The sequence below is a fragment of the Micromonospora sp. SL1-18 genome, from assembly GCF_047921505.1.
Classification (GTDB): Bacteria; Actinomycetota; Actinomycetes; order Mycobacteriales; family Micromonosporaceae; genus Micromonospora.
In genome coordinates this window covers 48,208-62,677 of the sequence record NZ_JBLROA010000034.1, presented here as the reverse complement: position 1 = coordinate 62,677, position 14,470 = coordinate 48,208, and the positions used below count along the sequence as shown (strand labels likewise).

Annotated in this window: 14 protein-coding genes; 4 read left to right on the top strand and 10 right to left on the bottom strand. The window is 73.1% G+C overall.

Annotated features, from left to right (window positions below; translation table 11 throughout):
* A partial coding sequence (locus ACNAW0_RS18085) for a zinc ribbon domain-containing protein (protein WP_416289070.1) occupies positions 1 to 222 on the top strand: 222 nt, incomplete at its 5' end.
* Between the two features lie 13 nt (positions 223 to 235).
* Here ACNAW0_RS18085 and ACNAW0_RS18080 read toward each other — a convergent pair.
* The 7 genes from ACNAW0_RS18080 to ACNAW0_RS18050 form a co-directional block, all read right to left on the bottom strand.
* Positions 236 to 1,438, bottom strand: a complete 1,203-nt coding sequence (locus tag ACNAW0_RS18080; RefSeq protein WP_416289069.1) for a glycoside hydrolase family 26 protein — start codon at positions 1,436 to 1,438, stop codon at positions 236 to 238.
* Entirely contained in the window at positions 1,432 to 3,264 is a 1,833-nt protein-coding gene (locus tag ACNAW0_RS18075; protein ID WP_416289068.1) for a glycosyltransferase family 2 protein, read from the bottom strand. Before ACNAW0_RS18075 ends, ACNAW0_RS18080 begins: the two co-directional genes overlap by 7 nt.
* A 162-nt stretch (positions 3,265 to 3,426) precedes the next feature.
* Positions 3,427 to 4,479 (bottom strand): glycosyltransferase family 39 protein, encoded by a 1,053-nt coding sequence (locus ACNAW0_RS18070; protein WP_416289067.1) that lies wholly within the window; start codon positions 4,477 to 4,479, stop codon positions 3,427 to 3,429.
* 349 nt (positions 4,480 to 4,828) lie between these two features.
* A complete protein-coding gene (locus ACNAW0_RS18065; RefSeq protein WP_416289066.1) occupies positions 4,829 to 5,380 on the bottom strand; it encodes a phosphatase PAP2 family protein in 552 nt (183 codons plus the stop codon).
* Between the two features lie 127 nt (positions 5,381 to 5,507).
* Complete coding sequence (locus ACNAW0_RS18060) at positions 5,508 to 6,044, bottom strand: hypothetical protein (protein WP_416289065.1); 537 nt, start codon at positions 6,042 to 6,044, stop codon at positions 5,508 to 5,510.
* Between the two features lie 76 nt (positions 6,045 to 6,120).
* Positions 6,121 to 6,837, bottom strand: coding sequence for a hypothetical protein (locus ACNAW0_RS18055; protein ID WP_416289064.1), 717 nt, complete (start codon positions 6,835 to 6,837; stop codon positions 6,121 to 6,123).
* Entirely contained in the window at positions 6,830 to 7,474 is a 645-nt protein-coding gene (locus ACNAW0_RS18050; RefSeq protein WP_416289063.1) for an RNA polymerase sigma factor, read from the bottom strand. The genes ACNAW0_RS18055 and ACNAW0_RS18050 overlap by 8 nt, the downstream gene beginning before the upstream one ends.
* Positions 7,475 to 7,483: 9 nt before the next feature.
* Between ACNAW0_RS18050 and ACNAW0_RS18045 the strand changes: the two genes are divergently transcribed.
* Entirely contained in the window at positions 7,484 to 8,737 is a 1,254-nt protein-coding gene (locus tag ACNAW0_RS18045; protein ID WP_416289062.1) for a YncE family protein, read from the top strand.
* Between the two features lie 21 nt (positions 8,738 to 8,758).
* Here ACNAW0_RS18045 and ACNAW0_RS18040 read toward each other — a convergent pair whose 3' ends face one another.
* The 3 genes from ACNAW0_RS18040 to ACNAW0_RS18030 all read right to left on the bottom strand — a co-directional run bounded on the left by ACNAW0_RS18040 (position 8,759) and on the right by ACNAW0_RS18030 (position 10,941).
* Positions 8,759 to 9,208 carry a VOC family protein gene (locus ACNAW0_RS18040; RefSeq protein ID WP_416289061.1) on the bottom strand — a complete coding sequence of 150 codons (450 nt, stop codon included), beginning with the start codon at positions 9,206 to 9,208 and terminating at the stop codon, positions 8,759 to 8,761.
* A gap of 97 nt (positions 9,209 to 9,305) precedes the next feature.
* Entirely contained in the window at positions 9,306 to 10,175 is an 870-nt protein-coding gene (locus ACNAW0_RS18035) for a DMT family transporter (protein WP_416289060.1), read from the bottom strand.
* Between the two features lie 28 nt (positions 10,176 to 10,203).
* Complete coding sequence (locus ACNAW0_RS18030; protein WP_416289058.1) at positions 10,204 to 10,941, bottom strand: phosphatase PAP2 family protein; 738 nt, start codon at positions 10,939 to 10,941, stop codon at positions 10,204 to 10,206.
* Positions 10,942 to 11,083: 142 nt separating this feature from the next.
* Between ACNAW0_RS18030 and ACNAW0_RS18025 the strand changes: the two genes are divergently transcribed.
* Together ACNAW0_RS18025 and ACNAW0_RS18020 are read left to right on the top strand one after the other, a co-directional pair.
* The gene (locus tag ACNAW0_RS18025; protein ID WP_416289057.1) at positions 11,084 to 13,729 is read left to right on the top strand and encodes a wax ester/triacylglycerol synthase domain-containing protein; all 2,646 of its coding nucleotides are present in this window, start codon (positions 11,084 to 11,086) and stop codon (positions 13,727 to 13,729) included.
* Positions 13,720 to 14,469, top strand: coding sequence for an SDR family NAD(P)-dependent oxidoreductase (locus ACNAW0_RS18020; protein ID WP_416289056.1), 750 nt, complete (start codon positions 13,720 to 13,722; stop codon positions 14,467 to 14,469). Before ACNAW0_RS18025 ends, ACNAW0_RS18020 begins: the two co-directional genes overlap by 10 nt.
* Position 14,470: the final 1 nt, after the last annotated feature.

Genomic DNA, 14,470 nt, shown 5'->3' with positions numbered 1-14,470 from the left:
AGGCCCGAGTTTCGTCTCAGCCAAGCGACGTTCCGGTGCGGGTCCTGCGGACACCAGGCCAACGCTGACGTGAACGCCGCGACCAACATCAGGGACGCCGCCGAGGCGCCGCCCCCACACACCGGGCGGGCAGCCCGGGACAGGAACCGAAAGACTTCCTGTCGACCACCCACCCACCGTCGACCTCGCGCGGCGCGGGAAGCGGGAATCTCCCGCTTTTAAGCGGGGGAGGATGTCAATCGTCGAGTTCCGTGCGCGGGAGCAGGTCCGGCGACCAGGTGAAGTCGTACCGGGGAGCGGCGACCGCCTTGGCAAAGGCCGTCGCCGCGGCGGGGGAATTCGCGATGCGCCAGTCCCGTTCTTTGTCCACCTCGAACCAGACGAGTCCGATGATGTCCTTGTGGGCGGGCAGCATCTGGAAGGTCTGCTTGATCCACTCGGCCTTGCGCCCGCTGCTGTCGGAGGCGCCGGTCTCCGTGATGACCAGCGGCTTCTTGGTGAAGGTGCGGATCTCCTCGATAGTCTCGTTGAAGATCGCGTCGAAGGACCGGTACTTCGCGAAGGCCCCGGTGCCGTAGTAGCCCGTGACGCCCACCCAGTCGACGTAGCCGTCGCCCGGATAGAGGGTGGCGAGCTTCGTCGTCTGGCCGCTCCAGTTGGCGTTCGGGCTCCACACCCAGATGACGTTGCTGACCCCGACCGCCCGGAACACGTCGTGCACGTGCCGCCAGGCCTTGACGTAGTCGCCCGGGCGGTTGCCGTTCGACATCTCGCACCACGGGTACCAGTCGCCGTTCATCTCGTGGGCGAACCGGACGGCCACCGGGTATCCGAGCGACTTGATCCCTTTGGCCCAGGACCACAGGTAGCCGTCGAAGTCCCCGCGCGTTATCCGGGACAACTGGTACCGGGCCTGGTTGGACCGGATCTTGTCGATCTGCCGGCGGGGCGTCCCCTTCTCGCGCGCCGCGGCGTCCACACCGTAGTCCCACGGTTCCCAGCCCAGCATCGGCAGCATGCCCCGGCCGCTGATCCGGTCGAACAGCTTCCGGTCGAACCGGTCCGACGCCCACCCCGCGCCGAAGAGCATCACCTGCGGCTGGCGCTTCGCGGCCTTCGCGAACGCGTCCACCGCGGCGAAGTCGTACGGCCCCTTGTGCGTCATGACCCCGATGAACGCCTTACCGGCCGGTGGGAAGAGCTGCGGGCCCGGCGGCGGCGACGGGCTGGGTTCGGCCGGCGGCGGGCTGGATTCGGTCGCCGCCACCGCCTCGGCTTCGGCCGTCGCCACCGAGTTCGGTTCGGCGCGCGCCAGCCGGTCGGACCTGGCGTCGTCCCGGCTCCCGGGCAGGGTGGCCGGCGCCACGGCGAAAGCGTAGGCCAGCAGCAACGCGCCGAGCACCGCCATCAGGACCCGCGGAACGGTCAGCCTCACCATCGCACACCCCCGTCAGCCGCCACGCGTGTGGTCGGCGCAGGGCGCTCCTCGCTCCCGGCGCGAGCGAGCACCTCGGCCGGGTCATCGCGCCGCTCCCGCCTGGCCCGGAGATTCGAGCCGAGCGCGATCAGCGGCGGACCGAGGCCGGTCAGGATCGTCAGGACCGGCCACACCCGCAGCAGGGCGAAGTCGTTACCCAGCACGAAGCTCCCGCCGAGCAGGCCCGCGGCGACGGCCGCCCAGCAGAGGTGCACCCGGAAGGTGCCGAGCGACTCGCTGGTACGCAGCTTCCCCTTGGCCGTCACGACAAACCCGAGCTTCCGGCGCAGCAGCGCACCGACGCCGGCGGCCACGTAGACGGGTCCGGCGAACAGCGCCAGCGCCATTCCGACCATGCCGATCTCCTCCCGTTCGTGGGGCGCGATGTTGAAGCGGCGGAGCCAGAGCCACAGCACGAACCAGGTGCAGATGGTCGAGCCCCACAGCATCGACCACACGGTGACGTCGAGCTGCGCGGTGCTCACCCCGGTGAGCAGGTACATCGCCGTGGCGACGTTGCCCAGCAGCAGGCTGACCGCCACGCTCGGGTAGTAGAACTGCAGCAGGCGGTACTGCCAGCGCCGTCGTGACCGCAGGGCCCGTGGCGCGCGCAGCTCCGGACGGACGATGATCTCGCAGATGCCGGCCGCCCACCGCTTCTGCTGGTTGAAGTAGTCCGCCCACGACGTCGGGCCTTCGCCGATGGCCACCACGTCGGGGGTGTAGACGCCCTTCCACTGGTTGCCCGTCTCCGGGTTGGCGGCGGCGTGGATACGGATGCTGGTCAGGTGATCCTCGATGATCGAGTCCTGGTAGCCGCCGATGCTCCGCCACGCCGCCGGTCGGTAGAGGTGGCCGGTGCCGGTGAGCAGCGGCGCGTCCAGACCGTTACCGCCCCGGGCGATGAGCCCGTTGTAGAGGTACTGCTGGACCGAGGCGCCGTGCGCGACGAAATTCTGGTGCATGTTGCCGTAGACCTGCGGCGTCACCACGAAGGCGACGTCCGGGTCGCGGAAGTAGCCGAGCGTCCGTTCGAGGAAGTTGGGCAGGGGCACATGGTCCGGGTCGACGTTGGCCACCACGTCGTACCGGTGCTCGTGCTCGGCCCGCCAGGCGTTGTGGTTGCCCGACTTCGTCCTGGCGCGGAACTCACCGCTGGGCTGGTTGTACTCCGGCCGGCCCTTACGGCTGAAGTGGCGTACCCCGAGCCGCGCGGCCATCTCCTTCACCGCCGGGTCGTCACCCTCGTCGAGGATCCACACGTCGACCCGGCCGCAGTACACGAGTTGCCGCAGCCGGTGGAGGGTGCGCTCGACGACGTCGAGCGGCTCCTTGCTGGGCACGATCGTGGTGAGCAGGGCCACCCGCAGGCCGACCGGTGGATCCACCGGGACCGGGTCCTTGGCGTTGGACGCGAACACCCAGACGACCACGTTCTGCGCGAGGCGGATCAGCTCGACGCCGACGACCACGCAGAAGCCGAGCCGGGCCGCCATCGTCCGCCAGTCGCCGAGCCCGATCACGCCCGCCCCGGGTACGTGCTCGGGAAGCAGCAGCCAGCCGATGAACAGCAGCCCGGCCGCGCTGTTGACGAGGACGAGCAGGGTCAGGATCACCCGTGCCGCGGGCGAGGCGACGTGGCGGAACTCGACCGGTGCCCGCGGGTGCCGGGGCGCCACCAGCGGTCCGGCGGTCACCCCGCACTTCGCGTACGCCAGCCGCGCCCTGATGTTCAGCTGGCGTCGGTCCGGGCGCTGACCGGATGGCGGCCGCGCCGACGGACCCACCGGTGGACCGTCGCGGGACGGCCCCCGTTTCGTGGCTAGGCGTGTTTCGGCGGCGACGGCCACGTTTCCCCCATGAGTCTGGATCTTGCTCGCCCTCGGCGGTGGCTGATGCTGAGCGGACAATCGAACTGGTGGTGCGAACCTCGCGAACGCGGCGACCGGTCAGAGATCCGTCCGCCGGGTGGCCAACCGGACCAGGGCGACCGCGCCGAGCGTTGCCCAGGCGGGCAGCGTGAAGAGCAGGTACTGCGGCTCCCAGATCGGCGCCGCCTGCGCGACGAGCAGCAGCGCGAGCGGTGGCACCGCCGCCCACGCCGAGTAGACGGCGGCGGAATATCGCAGCGGGAGGCTGAACAGCGCCAGCCCGAGCAACACACCCCCCACCGCGGCGCGGCCGAACAGCTGTCCGGGCAGCTCGGCCAGCAGCCGCGAACTCGGGTGGTAGACCGACCCCAGCCTCGCCCCCTGTCCCATCGCGGACCAGAGCAGCGCGGCTGCCGGCAGCACGCCCACCGCGACGGCCGCCAGCCAGCGGGCCGCCACCCCGCGCCGGAAGGCGAACACCGTCCAGCAGTGGCCGACGAGCAGTAGGAGCGCGACGACGTGGCACAGCCCGAGCAGCACCACCGAGCCGCCGTAGGCGATCAGACGCCATACCGTCGGCCGTTCTAGGGCCAGCATGAGCAGCGCGGTGGCGAGCACCGCGGCGAGCAGGGTCAACGCGTACGGCTGGGCCTCCTGCGCGTACCGCGCCGAGGTCGGCAGCAGCGCGAAGATCGCACCGGCCAGGAGACCGGTGCCCGGCCCGAACATCCTGGTCGCCGTCGCGGCGACGAGCGCGGCCGCGGCGGTCATGGCCAGCACGGACGGTCCGCGCAGGGCGAGTTCGGAGGTGCCGAACGCCTCCGCCCACGCCCGGATCAGCAGGTGGTAGGGCGCGCCGGTGACCTCGCCCCAGTGCAGGATGTCCCGCCAGGACGACGTGGCCGCGTGCCAGGCCGGGACCTCCTCGGCCCGTGGTCCGGGTCCGCCGGCCCTGACCGCGCTGAGCGCGGCCATCATCAACGCCGGGACCAGCCACGCGGCGATCCGCCAGACCGGCGTGACGGCCGGCGGGCGACCGGGGACGGCACCAGGGCCCTCCCCCCAGGGGTCCTCCCCGCTGGCCTCCGCCGGCCGGAGCCGGGGCAGGACCATGGTTTCCGCGTCGTTCATCGTGACTCACGCATCTCCGTGGTTCCGGCGGTCGAGGCCCCGAGGCGCCCTGCGGCGCCGCCGTGGTCGGCGTCCTGTTGGCGTGCGGACCCGAGCAACACGAACCACATCAGGAGCCCCGGGTCGAGTACTGGATGTCACCTCCGAGCATAGTGAGGCAAGCTCGACACAAGACCCCATATCCACTCATAAGCGGAGAAAAGGAACACGCAGCTCAGGAGGGTGGCGACTGGGGCCCAAGAGGCGGCGTCACGTCCCGCGGCGCGGCCATCCGGCGGGAGACGCCGCGGGCGAGCGTGTCCGGCGGCGTCTGGGGCAGGCAGAACCGGTACGCCCAGATGGTCGTGGGTCAGTGGCCGGTGGCGGCGCTCGGCCGGCGGCGCCGCGCCCACCGGTCGTACGCCCGCCCGCCGGCGTCCACGACGCCGACCGCGGCCGCGCCGATGACGGCGGCGACGAGCACGTCAGCCGGGTAGTGCACGCCGGTCCAGATGCGGGCGAATCCAACGATGATGGCCAGCACCGACAGCGCCGCCCCCCAGCGCCAGGACAGAAACGCCCCGACCGCGAAAGCCACCGCGAACGCCGCCGTGGCGTGATCGCTGGGCAGTGACGACCCCGGGTCGTGCGAGATCAACTGGTGCACGGCATGGGTCTGGAACGGTCGCACCTCGGTGCTCACGGCCCCCACCACCTGCCCGGTCACGAACGCCACGCCGAGCACCGCCGCGACGCGTACCACCGCCGCCGCCCGCGCCTGGCGCAGACCGCCCAGCACGGGCACCGCCGCGGCGACGCCGAGCACGTAGATCAACCAGACGGCCGCCCATTCGAAGGCGTCGTCGACATGGTCGTTCTGTCCGGCTGCGGCGTTGATGAGCTGGAACAGGTGATAGTTCATCGCGTCGTCGGCTCCACGGCTGATCCGGCTCCCCCCATACGGCCGGCTGCCTCAAGCGTGCCCCCTGACAGCTGAGAGAAGCCTGAAACGGTGGATCCCATCGCGACGAGGGCCGCGGGCGGCCGGTTCAGGAGCCACCCGACGCGGTCCGGCCGTCGGCGTAGACCAGATCCATCGTGTCGGTACGCCCGGACCAGCGTAGGTCAAGGTGCCAGCAGCCCGCCTGCGGCAGATCGATGATCGACGGGCCCGGCCCCCCGGGGACCTCCCGGGTCACCCGCGTGTCGGTGCCGTCGAGGGTCGCGGTGATCAACAGGTCGGCCGCCGACGTCGGGTCGGACGGCGTCGGGGCGGGGCGGGAGACCCAGAGGATCTTGTTGTTGATGCCGTCGTTCCGCTCCCAAACCAGCGGATGCGCGAACAGCACCGCGACGATCTCGCCCTGCGCGCCGAAGACGTGCGGGATCGTGGCGGGCACGTTGCTGAACCCCTCGTCCGCCCAGTCGGGCAGGGCCCCCGTCTCGACCCGCGACGCACAGCCGGTCGCGGCGGGCACCGCCGGGCTCGCCGCGGTGGTGGTGGCCGGCGTCGCGGACGGGGCGGCCGTCGTGCACCCCGCCGCCAGGACCACCGACCCGAGCACCACCCTGCCCCATGTCCTCATCGCGCCCCCTCTACCTGCGTCCTGCGCCCACTGTCAGGACACCGGCCGGACGCCCAGGGATCCATCCGTCGTACGCCTAGTCCAGCGAGTTGGCGATCTCGATCGCCTCGGCCATGGTGAGGTCGCCCTCGAGCCGATAGCTCACGCCGGCGTCCTGCCAGATCAGGGTTGAGGCGGCGAGCCGGGCGGTCTCCACGCGGACGGTGCCCGTCCGGTCCACGTAGGCCACCGCGTGTGGACCGTCGATCCAGATGGCGAAGCCAGCGTCGACCTGGGCCCACTCCAGCCCCGGCCCGCTGGCCTGCTTGTGGAAGGCCGGGTCGAGACGACCGTCGAAGGCGTCGATGCGCAGCGCTCCCCCGCGATACAGCAGGGTGGCCACCCGGCAGGCGCCCGTGGAGTCGGGGTCGGCGACCAGCACCTGCTCGGGCGGGCCCAGCTTCGCCGGGAGCCGGATCGGGAAGAGCACCTTCCGCTGCGCCTCGGGCAGGGCGGCAGGTCGCTGCGACGGCAGCGGCGACGGTGCGCCGGTGGGCAGCGCCGGTTCGGACGACGTGGCGATGGTGATCCCGGCGAAGCGCAGCAGCCCCGCCACCGCGTCGGCGATGGCGGCCCGCCCCGGCGGCAGCACCGCCACCAGCAGGGCGACCAGCACCGCGACGAGGTAGCGCCACCGGCGTCGCCCGCGCCGGGGTACGGTGAGCCGGGCCCGTACCCGGGCGGCCACATCGGGCGGTTCGGGGGTCTGCAGCCAGCCGGCGAGGTCGCGCAGCTCCCGCTCGAGGTCATCCACGCCGCACCTCCTCGCGGTCGAGCAGGCCGCGGAGCTTCGCCAGCGCCCGGGAGGTCCGCGACTTCACCGTGCCCCGCGGCCAACCCAGCATCGACACGGTCTCGTCCTCGCTGAGGTCGAGGAAGAACCGGCAGACGATCACCTCACGGTCCCGTACCGGCAGCAGGCGCAGCGCCTGTACCAACGCGGCACGACGCTCCCCGGCGAGAACGGCCTCGACCGCGACGTCCCCGGCGGCCTCCGACATTGGGTCGGCCGCCACGGCGCGCAGCACGAGCCCGTCCCGCCGGCTGCGTGACCGGTGCAGGTTGCGGGTCTCGTTGGCCACGATCGCCAACAGCCACGAGCGGAAGGACGACTCTCCGCGATACCGGGAGAGGTTGCGGTGTCCCTTCACGAACGCCTCCTGGATGACGTCCTCCGCGTCCGGGCCCGCGCCGAGCAGCACCGCCGTCCGGTACGCGGACGCGGTGTGCCGGGCGACCAGGAGCTCGTAAGCCTCCAGGTCACCGGCCCGGGCGCGGATGACCAGCTCTTCGTCGTCCAGGACAACCTCCGATGGGGACGAACTCATGACACCGGCCGCGCCGCACGGGTTCCACCACCCGCGGAACCCCAGCCGTTCGACCGGTGTCACCCGGGCATGATGGCAGGACAGAGCATCTCGCGGCGTACCCTGCTGACCGCGCTCGCCGGCACCGGCGCCGCTGCGCTGATCGGCTGCGAGCCGGCCCGCAGCCGGCAACCGAACACGGCCACCGCGATCCCCGACGCGCTGCTCGTCCAGGTCGACGGCGGACTCGGCGTACTGAGCGGCGGCGAACGGCTGACGATCCCGCGCGGCGTCGCCACCGCCGACGGGCAGGCGGTCTACGCGACCGCACCCGACGGCGCGGGCACGGCCTTCTGGCGGATCGACACCGCCACGGGCCGCACCTCCACCCGGGTCACCCTGCCCGGACAATGGCTGCCGCAGGCGGTCTCCGCCGACGGTACGAAGGTCGCGCTCACCTCGAACGCCACGAATGCCACGAACGGACGCCCGCAGGGGCGGGACGTGAGCCCGGTGCTGATCGCCGATGTGACCGGGGTCCGGCACCGGCTCGAGCTACGGGGCAACTTCGTGCCGGAGGCGTTCACCGAGGACCTCGCCGGACTGTTCGTCCTCGAGTGGCTGCCGGCGCGGGCGCCGGACCGCTACCGGGTCCGCGTCGTCGATCTCGCCACGAGCGCGCCCGGCCCGCTGTCCACCCGGGCCAAGACACCCGTCCCGCCCGGCGCCGAGGAGGAGATGCGCGGCGACGGACGCCAGGCCGTGCTCGCGCCGAATCGCACCACCCTCTACACGCTGTACACGCATCAGCCCGACCACCGGCACACCCGCGACCTGGTCAGCGGCCGGCCGGGCAACGCGCACGCGTTCGTACACACCTTGAACCTCGTCGAACGATGGGCGTACTGCGTCGACCTGCCGCACCCGTTCGGGGCGGCGTCCGCGAGCGGACACGCCCTGGCGGTCAGCCCGGCCGGAGACCGGCTCTACGTCGTCGACGTCGCCTCGGGCAGCGTCGCGGAGATCTCCACGGAGGAACTCGCGGTGCGCCGGACCGTCACCCTGGCGCGGGCCACCGGCAGCGCCCACGCCGCCGCCGGCCACGACCGCCTCTTCGTCGGCGCCGGTACGGCGGTACGCGCGATGGACGGCGAGCGCCTCGGCGCCGCGACCGGCTGGTCGGTCCGCGAACCCGTCACCGGCCTCGTGCTCAGTCCCGACGGCAGGCGTCTCTACGTGGGCCAGACGGATGCCGTGAGCTGGCACGACTCGGCCACGGGCGAGCAACTCGGCCGCGCCGAGGTGCCCGGCCTGGTGGTCGTGCACGGACTCGCCGGGCGCAGCTGACCCTGCCTGGGCCGGCCGCGCTCAGCGGGCGGGCGCGCCCGCCATCTGGGCGAGGATGCCCGTGCCCTGACCGAGTTCGATCAGGTAGCCGTCCGGGTCCCGCAGGTAGCAGCGGATCTCGACCCCGTGGTCCTTGGGCTCGGTGAGGAACTGCCCGCCGCGGGAGCGCCACTGCTCGTAGACCGCCCACACGTCGGTGACCCGGATGTTCAGCGCACAGCTGAGCGAGTCCGGGTCCGCCGGCGCCTGGGCCCGTACGGTCGGCTTGTCGTCGGTGGGGCCGCCCTCGTTGTTGATCACAAGGTAGCCGTTGTGGAACCGGAGGATCGCCGGCTCGCGTTCGCGGATCACGGTGGCGCCCAGCACCTGCCGGTAGAACTCGCGGGACCGGTCCACGTCCCGCACGATCAGCAGGTGGGTGAGCACCATGCCGTGCTCCGGCCGGAAGTAGTCCGGTGCTTCGTGCGTCATCGGCGCCTCCCCTGGTCGGCACCCCCGGGTACCCGTGGCGGCCGGCTCCACACGTTCCGGCCCGCGCCGGCGTCACGTGGCGCGACGGCGTCAGCCGCTAGGCGTCGGCGACGTGCGGTGCGCGGCGGGCGAGGGAGAAGACCGCGGCGACCACCGCCACCAACGCGACCACCTCGCCCAGCACGACCCAGGGTCCCGTCATGATCCGCTCGTCCAGCCAGAGCAGCCCGACCGCGATGGACACCAGCGGGTCGGTGACGGTGATCGTGGCCAGGGCGGGTGCGCCCAGCGGGCCGGCCTGGTAGGCGTTCTGGCTCAGCAGCACGCCGAACGGACCAAGCACCGCGATGGCGTACAACTGCCACTGACCGAACACCGCCAGGGTGTTGGGTTCGGACTGCAGCCCGAGACTGCTGATCAACCCGGCTGTCACGCCGTAGCAGGTGCCGGCCGCGAGGGCCAGTGGAAGGGGGCGCCACTTGCGGGCCAGTTTCACGGCGCCGACCAGGCAGACGCTCACGGCGGCCACCAGCGCGACGCCGAGCAGGGCGGCCGACGTGAACGATTCGAGTCCCTTGCCCTGCCCACGGGTCGGCTGCGCGACCGCCAGAAAGGTGCCGAGCCCGAGCAGGCACAACCCCGATTCCAGGAGGATCCGCGGGTCCGGTCGGCGGTGGTGGGAAGCGGCGAACAGCAGGACGTACCAGACCAGGCCGGTCACCAGCAGCGGCTGCACGAGGATCAGCGGCACCAGGCTCAAGGCGGCGACCTGCATGGCGAAGGCGATCGCCGCGAGCACTGCCGACCAGCGCCAGCCGCGTACCTGGATCAGGCGCAACAGCAGCCGCGGCTGCCCGGCCCGCTCCTCGGGCACCTGGCGGGAGGCACGGAACTGCAGCAGCGAGGATGCCCCGAACGCCGCGGCGGCGCCGAGGGCCAACGGGGCGCCCGCCGCCAGCTGTCCCACGCCGTGCATCATGCGCTCGCCCGCCCGGTCATCTGGCCTCCCTCTTTGTATGGCGTGACGGCGGGCCTCGGTGCAGCCATCGCGGGAGTGGCATGGTTCGCCACGGCACCCGCAGGAGCAGCCGCGCGATCAGCAGTCCGAGCAGGTATCCACCGATGCTGTCGGTGAGCCAGTGGTAGCCCAGGTAGGTGGTGCCGATCAAGGTGAGCACGCCGGGCAGCCACTGCACCAGCCGGCGAACCGCAACGGCCAGATAGGGCGCGAGCAGCACGGCCAGCACAGTGAAGTAGACGATCGCGTTGCTGACGTGCCCGGACGGGTAGAACTCCTCCCAGCCGTGGCTGAACATGCGTACCGAGCCGTGGTGTGGTGCGCCCCGTGAGGTCCACCGTTTCAGCCCGACGATCAGCAGTGTACTAATGATCGGGGCCAGCCCGGTCAGGATGACGGGGCGCACCGTACGGTGGCGCCAGGCCAGCCAGCCGGTGACCAGCAGGGTGACGACGATCAGCGGTCCGCCCTGGCCCAGGTAGTCGAAGAAGAGCATCAGCACGGAGACCGGTGTCGGTCGGTGCGCATCGCACCAGTCCCGCACGGCGATGTCCACATCGAGCAGCGGCGACCACCAGACCAGAGCCGCGGTGAGCGCGGCGAAAGCGGCGACCAGCAGGCCGTCGAACCACCAACCGCGCGGGACCGGCGCCAGCACGGGTACGGCCAGTGGGCGGGGTCGCGCTCGCCCGCTCTCCGGTGTTCCCGCCGCCATGGTGCCTCCCCGGCATGCCGCCGTCCGGCGGTCTGATGTTCGAAGATATCCCATATCTGGGCAAAGCAGCAGTTAAGCTGATGAACGCCTCCGAGGGGCGCTCCTGGCGCCCCTCTCCGCGCATTGCCTGGGAGCATCCGACATGTCAGCGACCATGCGCCCCGTGCCGCCCCTGGCCGTCCGACAGTCGACCGCCACGGGCGGCGCCGAGGCCCCGAGTTCCGGGGCGCCGGGCGGCGGTGCCGAGCCGATCGCCCGGCGGGTGCTGGTCGTGTCGGCCGACATCGGCGGCGGGCACGACGCCACCGGGCGAGCCCTGGCCGAACGGGCGCTGACGCTGTGGCCGGGCAGCCGGGTGGGCTGGGTCGACACCCTCGACGTGATGGGCCCGGGGGTCGGGCGCTTGTTCCGGCGCACCTACCTGACCAACGTCGCGGCGACGCCGTGGCTCTACGAGTTCTTCTGGGCGTCGATCTGGCGGTACCGCTGGTTCGCCACCGCCTCCAAGTGGTTCACGGGAGCCTGGGCCGGCCGGCGGCTCGCCCCGGTCGTCGAGGGGTTCGACCCGGACCTGATCGTCTCCAGCTATCCGCTGGGCAGCGCCGGTCTCGCCTGGCTGCGCCGGCGTCGTGGCCTCGGCGTCCCGATCGGGGCCTGGGTCTGCGACTTCGCGCCGCACCCGTCCTGGGTCTACCCCGACCTGGACCTGGACCTGGTGGTCCATCCCGCGGCGCTGCCGGTGGCGGCGGTCGCCGCACCGGGCGTACGGCTGGGCGTGTGCGCGCCGCCGGTGCTCGACCGGTTCCACCCCGGTGACCGGGCCGAGGCCGGCCGGCGTTGCGGCCTCGACCCGACCCGGGAGGCGGTGGTGGTGGCCTGCGGCTCGTACGGCTTCGGGCACGTCGAGGAGGCCATCCGAGCGCTGGTCGGCATCGGCGACGCGATACAGGTGGTCGCCGTCTGCGGACGCAACGAGCGGCTGGTCGCCCAACTGGCGGCGCTGCGCCTGCCGTCCGACCGGCTGCTGGTCCGGCGGTGGGTCGACGACATGCCCACCCTGCTGCGGGCCGCCCGGTTGGTGGTGACCAACGCGGGCGGGGCCACCGCGCTCGAGGCGTGGGCCACCGGCACCCCCATCGTGATGTACCGGCCCATCGCCGCGCACGGCATGGCCAACGCCTCGCTGATGGCCGCCGCCGGCCTGGCCGAGACGGCCCGCAGCCCGAACGCCCTCGTCGCCTGCGTCCGCAGCCGGCTCTTCGGCCCGCAGGCCACCGAGCCGCTCGCCGCCGCACATCCGCACCTGCCGGACCTCGGGCTACCCGCGGTGGCCGACGCTCGGGGGCCGGCGGGCGACACCCATCCGGCGGTCGCCCGACCGGTCAGCTGGCCGCTGCGCCCGCAGGACGCGTTCTTCCTGCACGTACAGTCGCGCACGCTGCCGCAGCACATCGGCGCGGTGCTTGAACTCGGCCCCCGATCCGACGGCCGGGCGCTCACCGCGGCGGATCTCATCGCTCTGCTGGCCCGGCGGCTGCCCGCCATCTCCACCCTGCGCCGCCGGCTGGTCGACCGGGGCCGGTGGCGCCGGCCCGGCTGGGCGGTCGACCGGTACGTCGACCCCGCCGCCCACCTCGACGAGGTCTCGGTCGGCCCCGGCGACGACGGCAGCGCCGCCCTGGACCGGTTCTGGTCCCAACCGTTGCCCGAGGATGGTCCACTCTGGCGGGCGCTGCTGGTCGGCGGCCTGCCTGACGGGCGTACCCGGGTGGCGGTCAAGCTGCACCACTGCCTCGGGGACGGGATGTCCGTGATCGGCGTCCTGGGCCGGCTACTCGACAGTCCCGACAGCCGGACGGCCGGCGCGGCCCGGACGCGGCCCGCCACCCCCGAGCGGGTCGGAATCGGCACGGCCGAGCCCGGCGAGCTGGTCCGCCGGCTCCGACTCACCGCGCGCGGGCTGGCCCGGCTGGCCGCGCAGGGGCCGGCGCCGGCCACCGCGTTCAACCGCCCGGTCAGCTCGCCGGACCGCCGGCTGGTCACCGCCTCACTGCCGGCCGCCGAGGTGCTCGGCGCGGCGCGCGCCTGCCGGGCGCACGCCAGCGAACTGATGCTCGCGCTCACCGCGGCGGCGCTGGGCGCCGTCCAGCCGGCCGGTACGCCGCCGCGGCTGCGGGCGATGTTCGCGGTCTCCCAGAGCCCGCGGCGGCGGCCTCCCACCCAGGGCAACTGGACCGGGGCGGTCACCCTCGATCTTCCGCTGGGGCGGTCCTCGGCGCGGGACCGGGTCGCCGCCGTACGGCAGTCGCTGCGTACCGCGTTGGGCAGCGGGGAAGCCGAAGCGGCCGGCCTGGTCATGCGGGCGATGGGAGTTCTGCCCGCGCCGCTGCACGCCGCACTGGCCCGACGCGCCTACACCAGCCGGCACCTCAACGTGATCGTGTCCTACATGGCGCTGCCGTGGGGCGCCCGGCTGCTCGCCGACGCCCCGCTCCGGACGCCCACCCCGGTGGTCGCCCTGGCCGAGGGCGTACCCCTCGGAGTGGGGGTGCTGCGGTGCCGGAACACCTTCGAGATCGGCGTGCTGATGGACGAGTCGCTGGCCGACACCGCCGGCGCGTTCGTCGCTGCCCTGCGCGCCAGCCTGGCCGAGCTGCGCCGCGAGGTGGACGCCGAAGCGGACGACGGCACCGAGGCCGGCGGCGGGCCGGCCGACCGGGCACCGGACGGCGGTTCCGCCGGACGGCGGACGGGGTCGGCCCCGCCGGGGGTGCCGAGGTGCGCCTGACGGGCGCGGTTGTCCTGGTCACCGGCGCGTCCTCGGGCATCGGAGCGGCGGTGGTGCGGCGGCTCACCCGGGCGGGAAGCCAGGTGGTGGCCGTCGGCCGGGATCCGGGACGGCTCACCCGGCTCGCCGCCGAGACCGGCGCCGCCGCGGTGCCGGCCGATCTGGCCCGGCCGGACGCCGGACGGGATCTGGCCGAGCGGGTCCTGGCCCGGCATCCGCGGGTGGACGTGCTGGTCAACAATGCCGGAGTCGGCTGGGCGGGCCCGTTCGCCGAGATGCCGGACGGGGTCGCCGACGAGCTGGTCGCGGTGAACCTGCGGGTGCCGATCGAGCTGACCCGGGCGTTGCTGCCCGGGATGTGCCGCCACGGCGGTCATCTGGCCTTCGTGGGCTCGATCGCCGGCCGGCTCGGCGTGGGCGAGGAGGCCGTCTACGCGGCCAGTAAGGCCGGTCTGGACATCTTCGCGGAGAGCCTCCGGCTGGAAGTGGCCCGCCACCGGGTCACCGTCAGCGTGGTCGTCCCGGGGGTCGTGGACACGCCGTTCTTCGCCCGCCGGGGGCAGGCGTATCGCCGGCGCCGGCCGCGGCCGCTGCCGCCGGAGCGGGTGGCGGACGCGCTGGCCACCGCGATCGTCCGGGACCGGGCCGAGGTCTACGTGCCGGGCTGGCTGCGCCTGCCGGTGGCGGTGCGCGGGCTGCAGCCGGCGGTGTACCGACGCCTGGCGGCCCGGTTCGGTTGAC

What these genes read in the sequence shown, in the direction of transcription:
- ACNAW0_RS18080 (WP_416289069.1), bottom strand. Translation starts at nt 1,438, where the DNA reads ATGGTGAGGCTGACCGTTCCGCGGGTCCTGATGGCGGTGCTCGGCGCG.
- ACNAW0_RS18070 (WP_416289067.1), bottom strand. Translation starts at nt 4,479, where the DNA reads ATGAACGACGCGGAAACCATGGTCCTGCCCCGGCTCCGGCCGGCGGAG.
- ACNAW0_RS18065 (WP_416289066.1), bottom strand. Translation starts at nt 5,380, where the DNA reads ATGAACTATCACCTGTTCCAGCTCATCAACGCCGCAGCCGGACAGAAC.
- ACNAW0_RS18060 (WP_416289065.1), bottom strand. Translation starts at nt 6,044, where the DNA reads ATGAGGACATGGGGCAGGGTGGTGCTCGGGTCGGTGGTCCTGGCGGCG.
- ACNAW0_RS18045 (WP_416289062.1), top strand. Translation starts at nt 7,484, where the DNA reads ATGGCAGGACAGAGCATCTCGCGGCGTACCCTGCTGACCGCGCTCGCC.
- ACNAW0_RS18040 (WP_416289061.1), bottom strand. Translation starts at nt 9,208, where the DNA reads ATGACGCACGAAGCACCGGACTACTTCCGGCCGGAGCACGGCATGGTG.
- ACNAW0_RS18030 (WP_416289058.1), bottom strand. Translation starts at nt 10,941, where the DNA reads ATGGCGGCGGGAACACCGGAGAGCGGGCGAGCGCGACCCCGCCCACTG.
- ACNAW0_RS18025 (WP_416289057.1), top strand. Translation starts at nt 11,084, where the DNA reads ATGTCAGCGACCATGCGCCCCGTGCCGCCCCTGGCCGTCCGACAGTCG.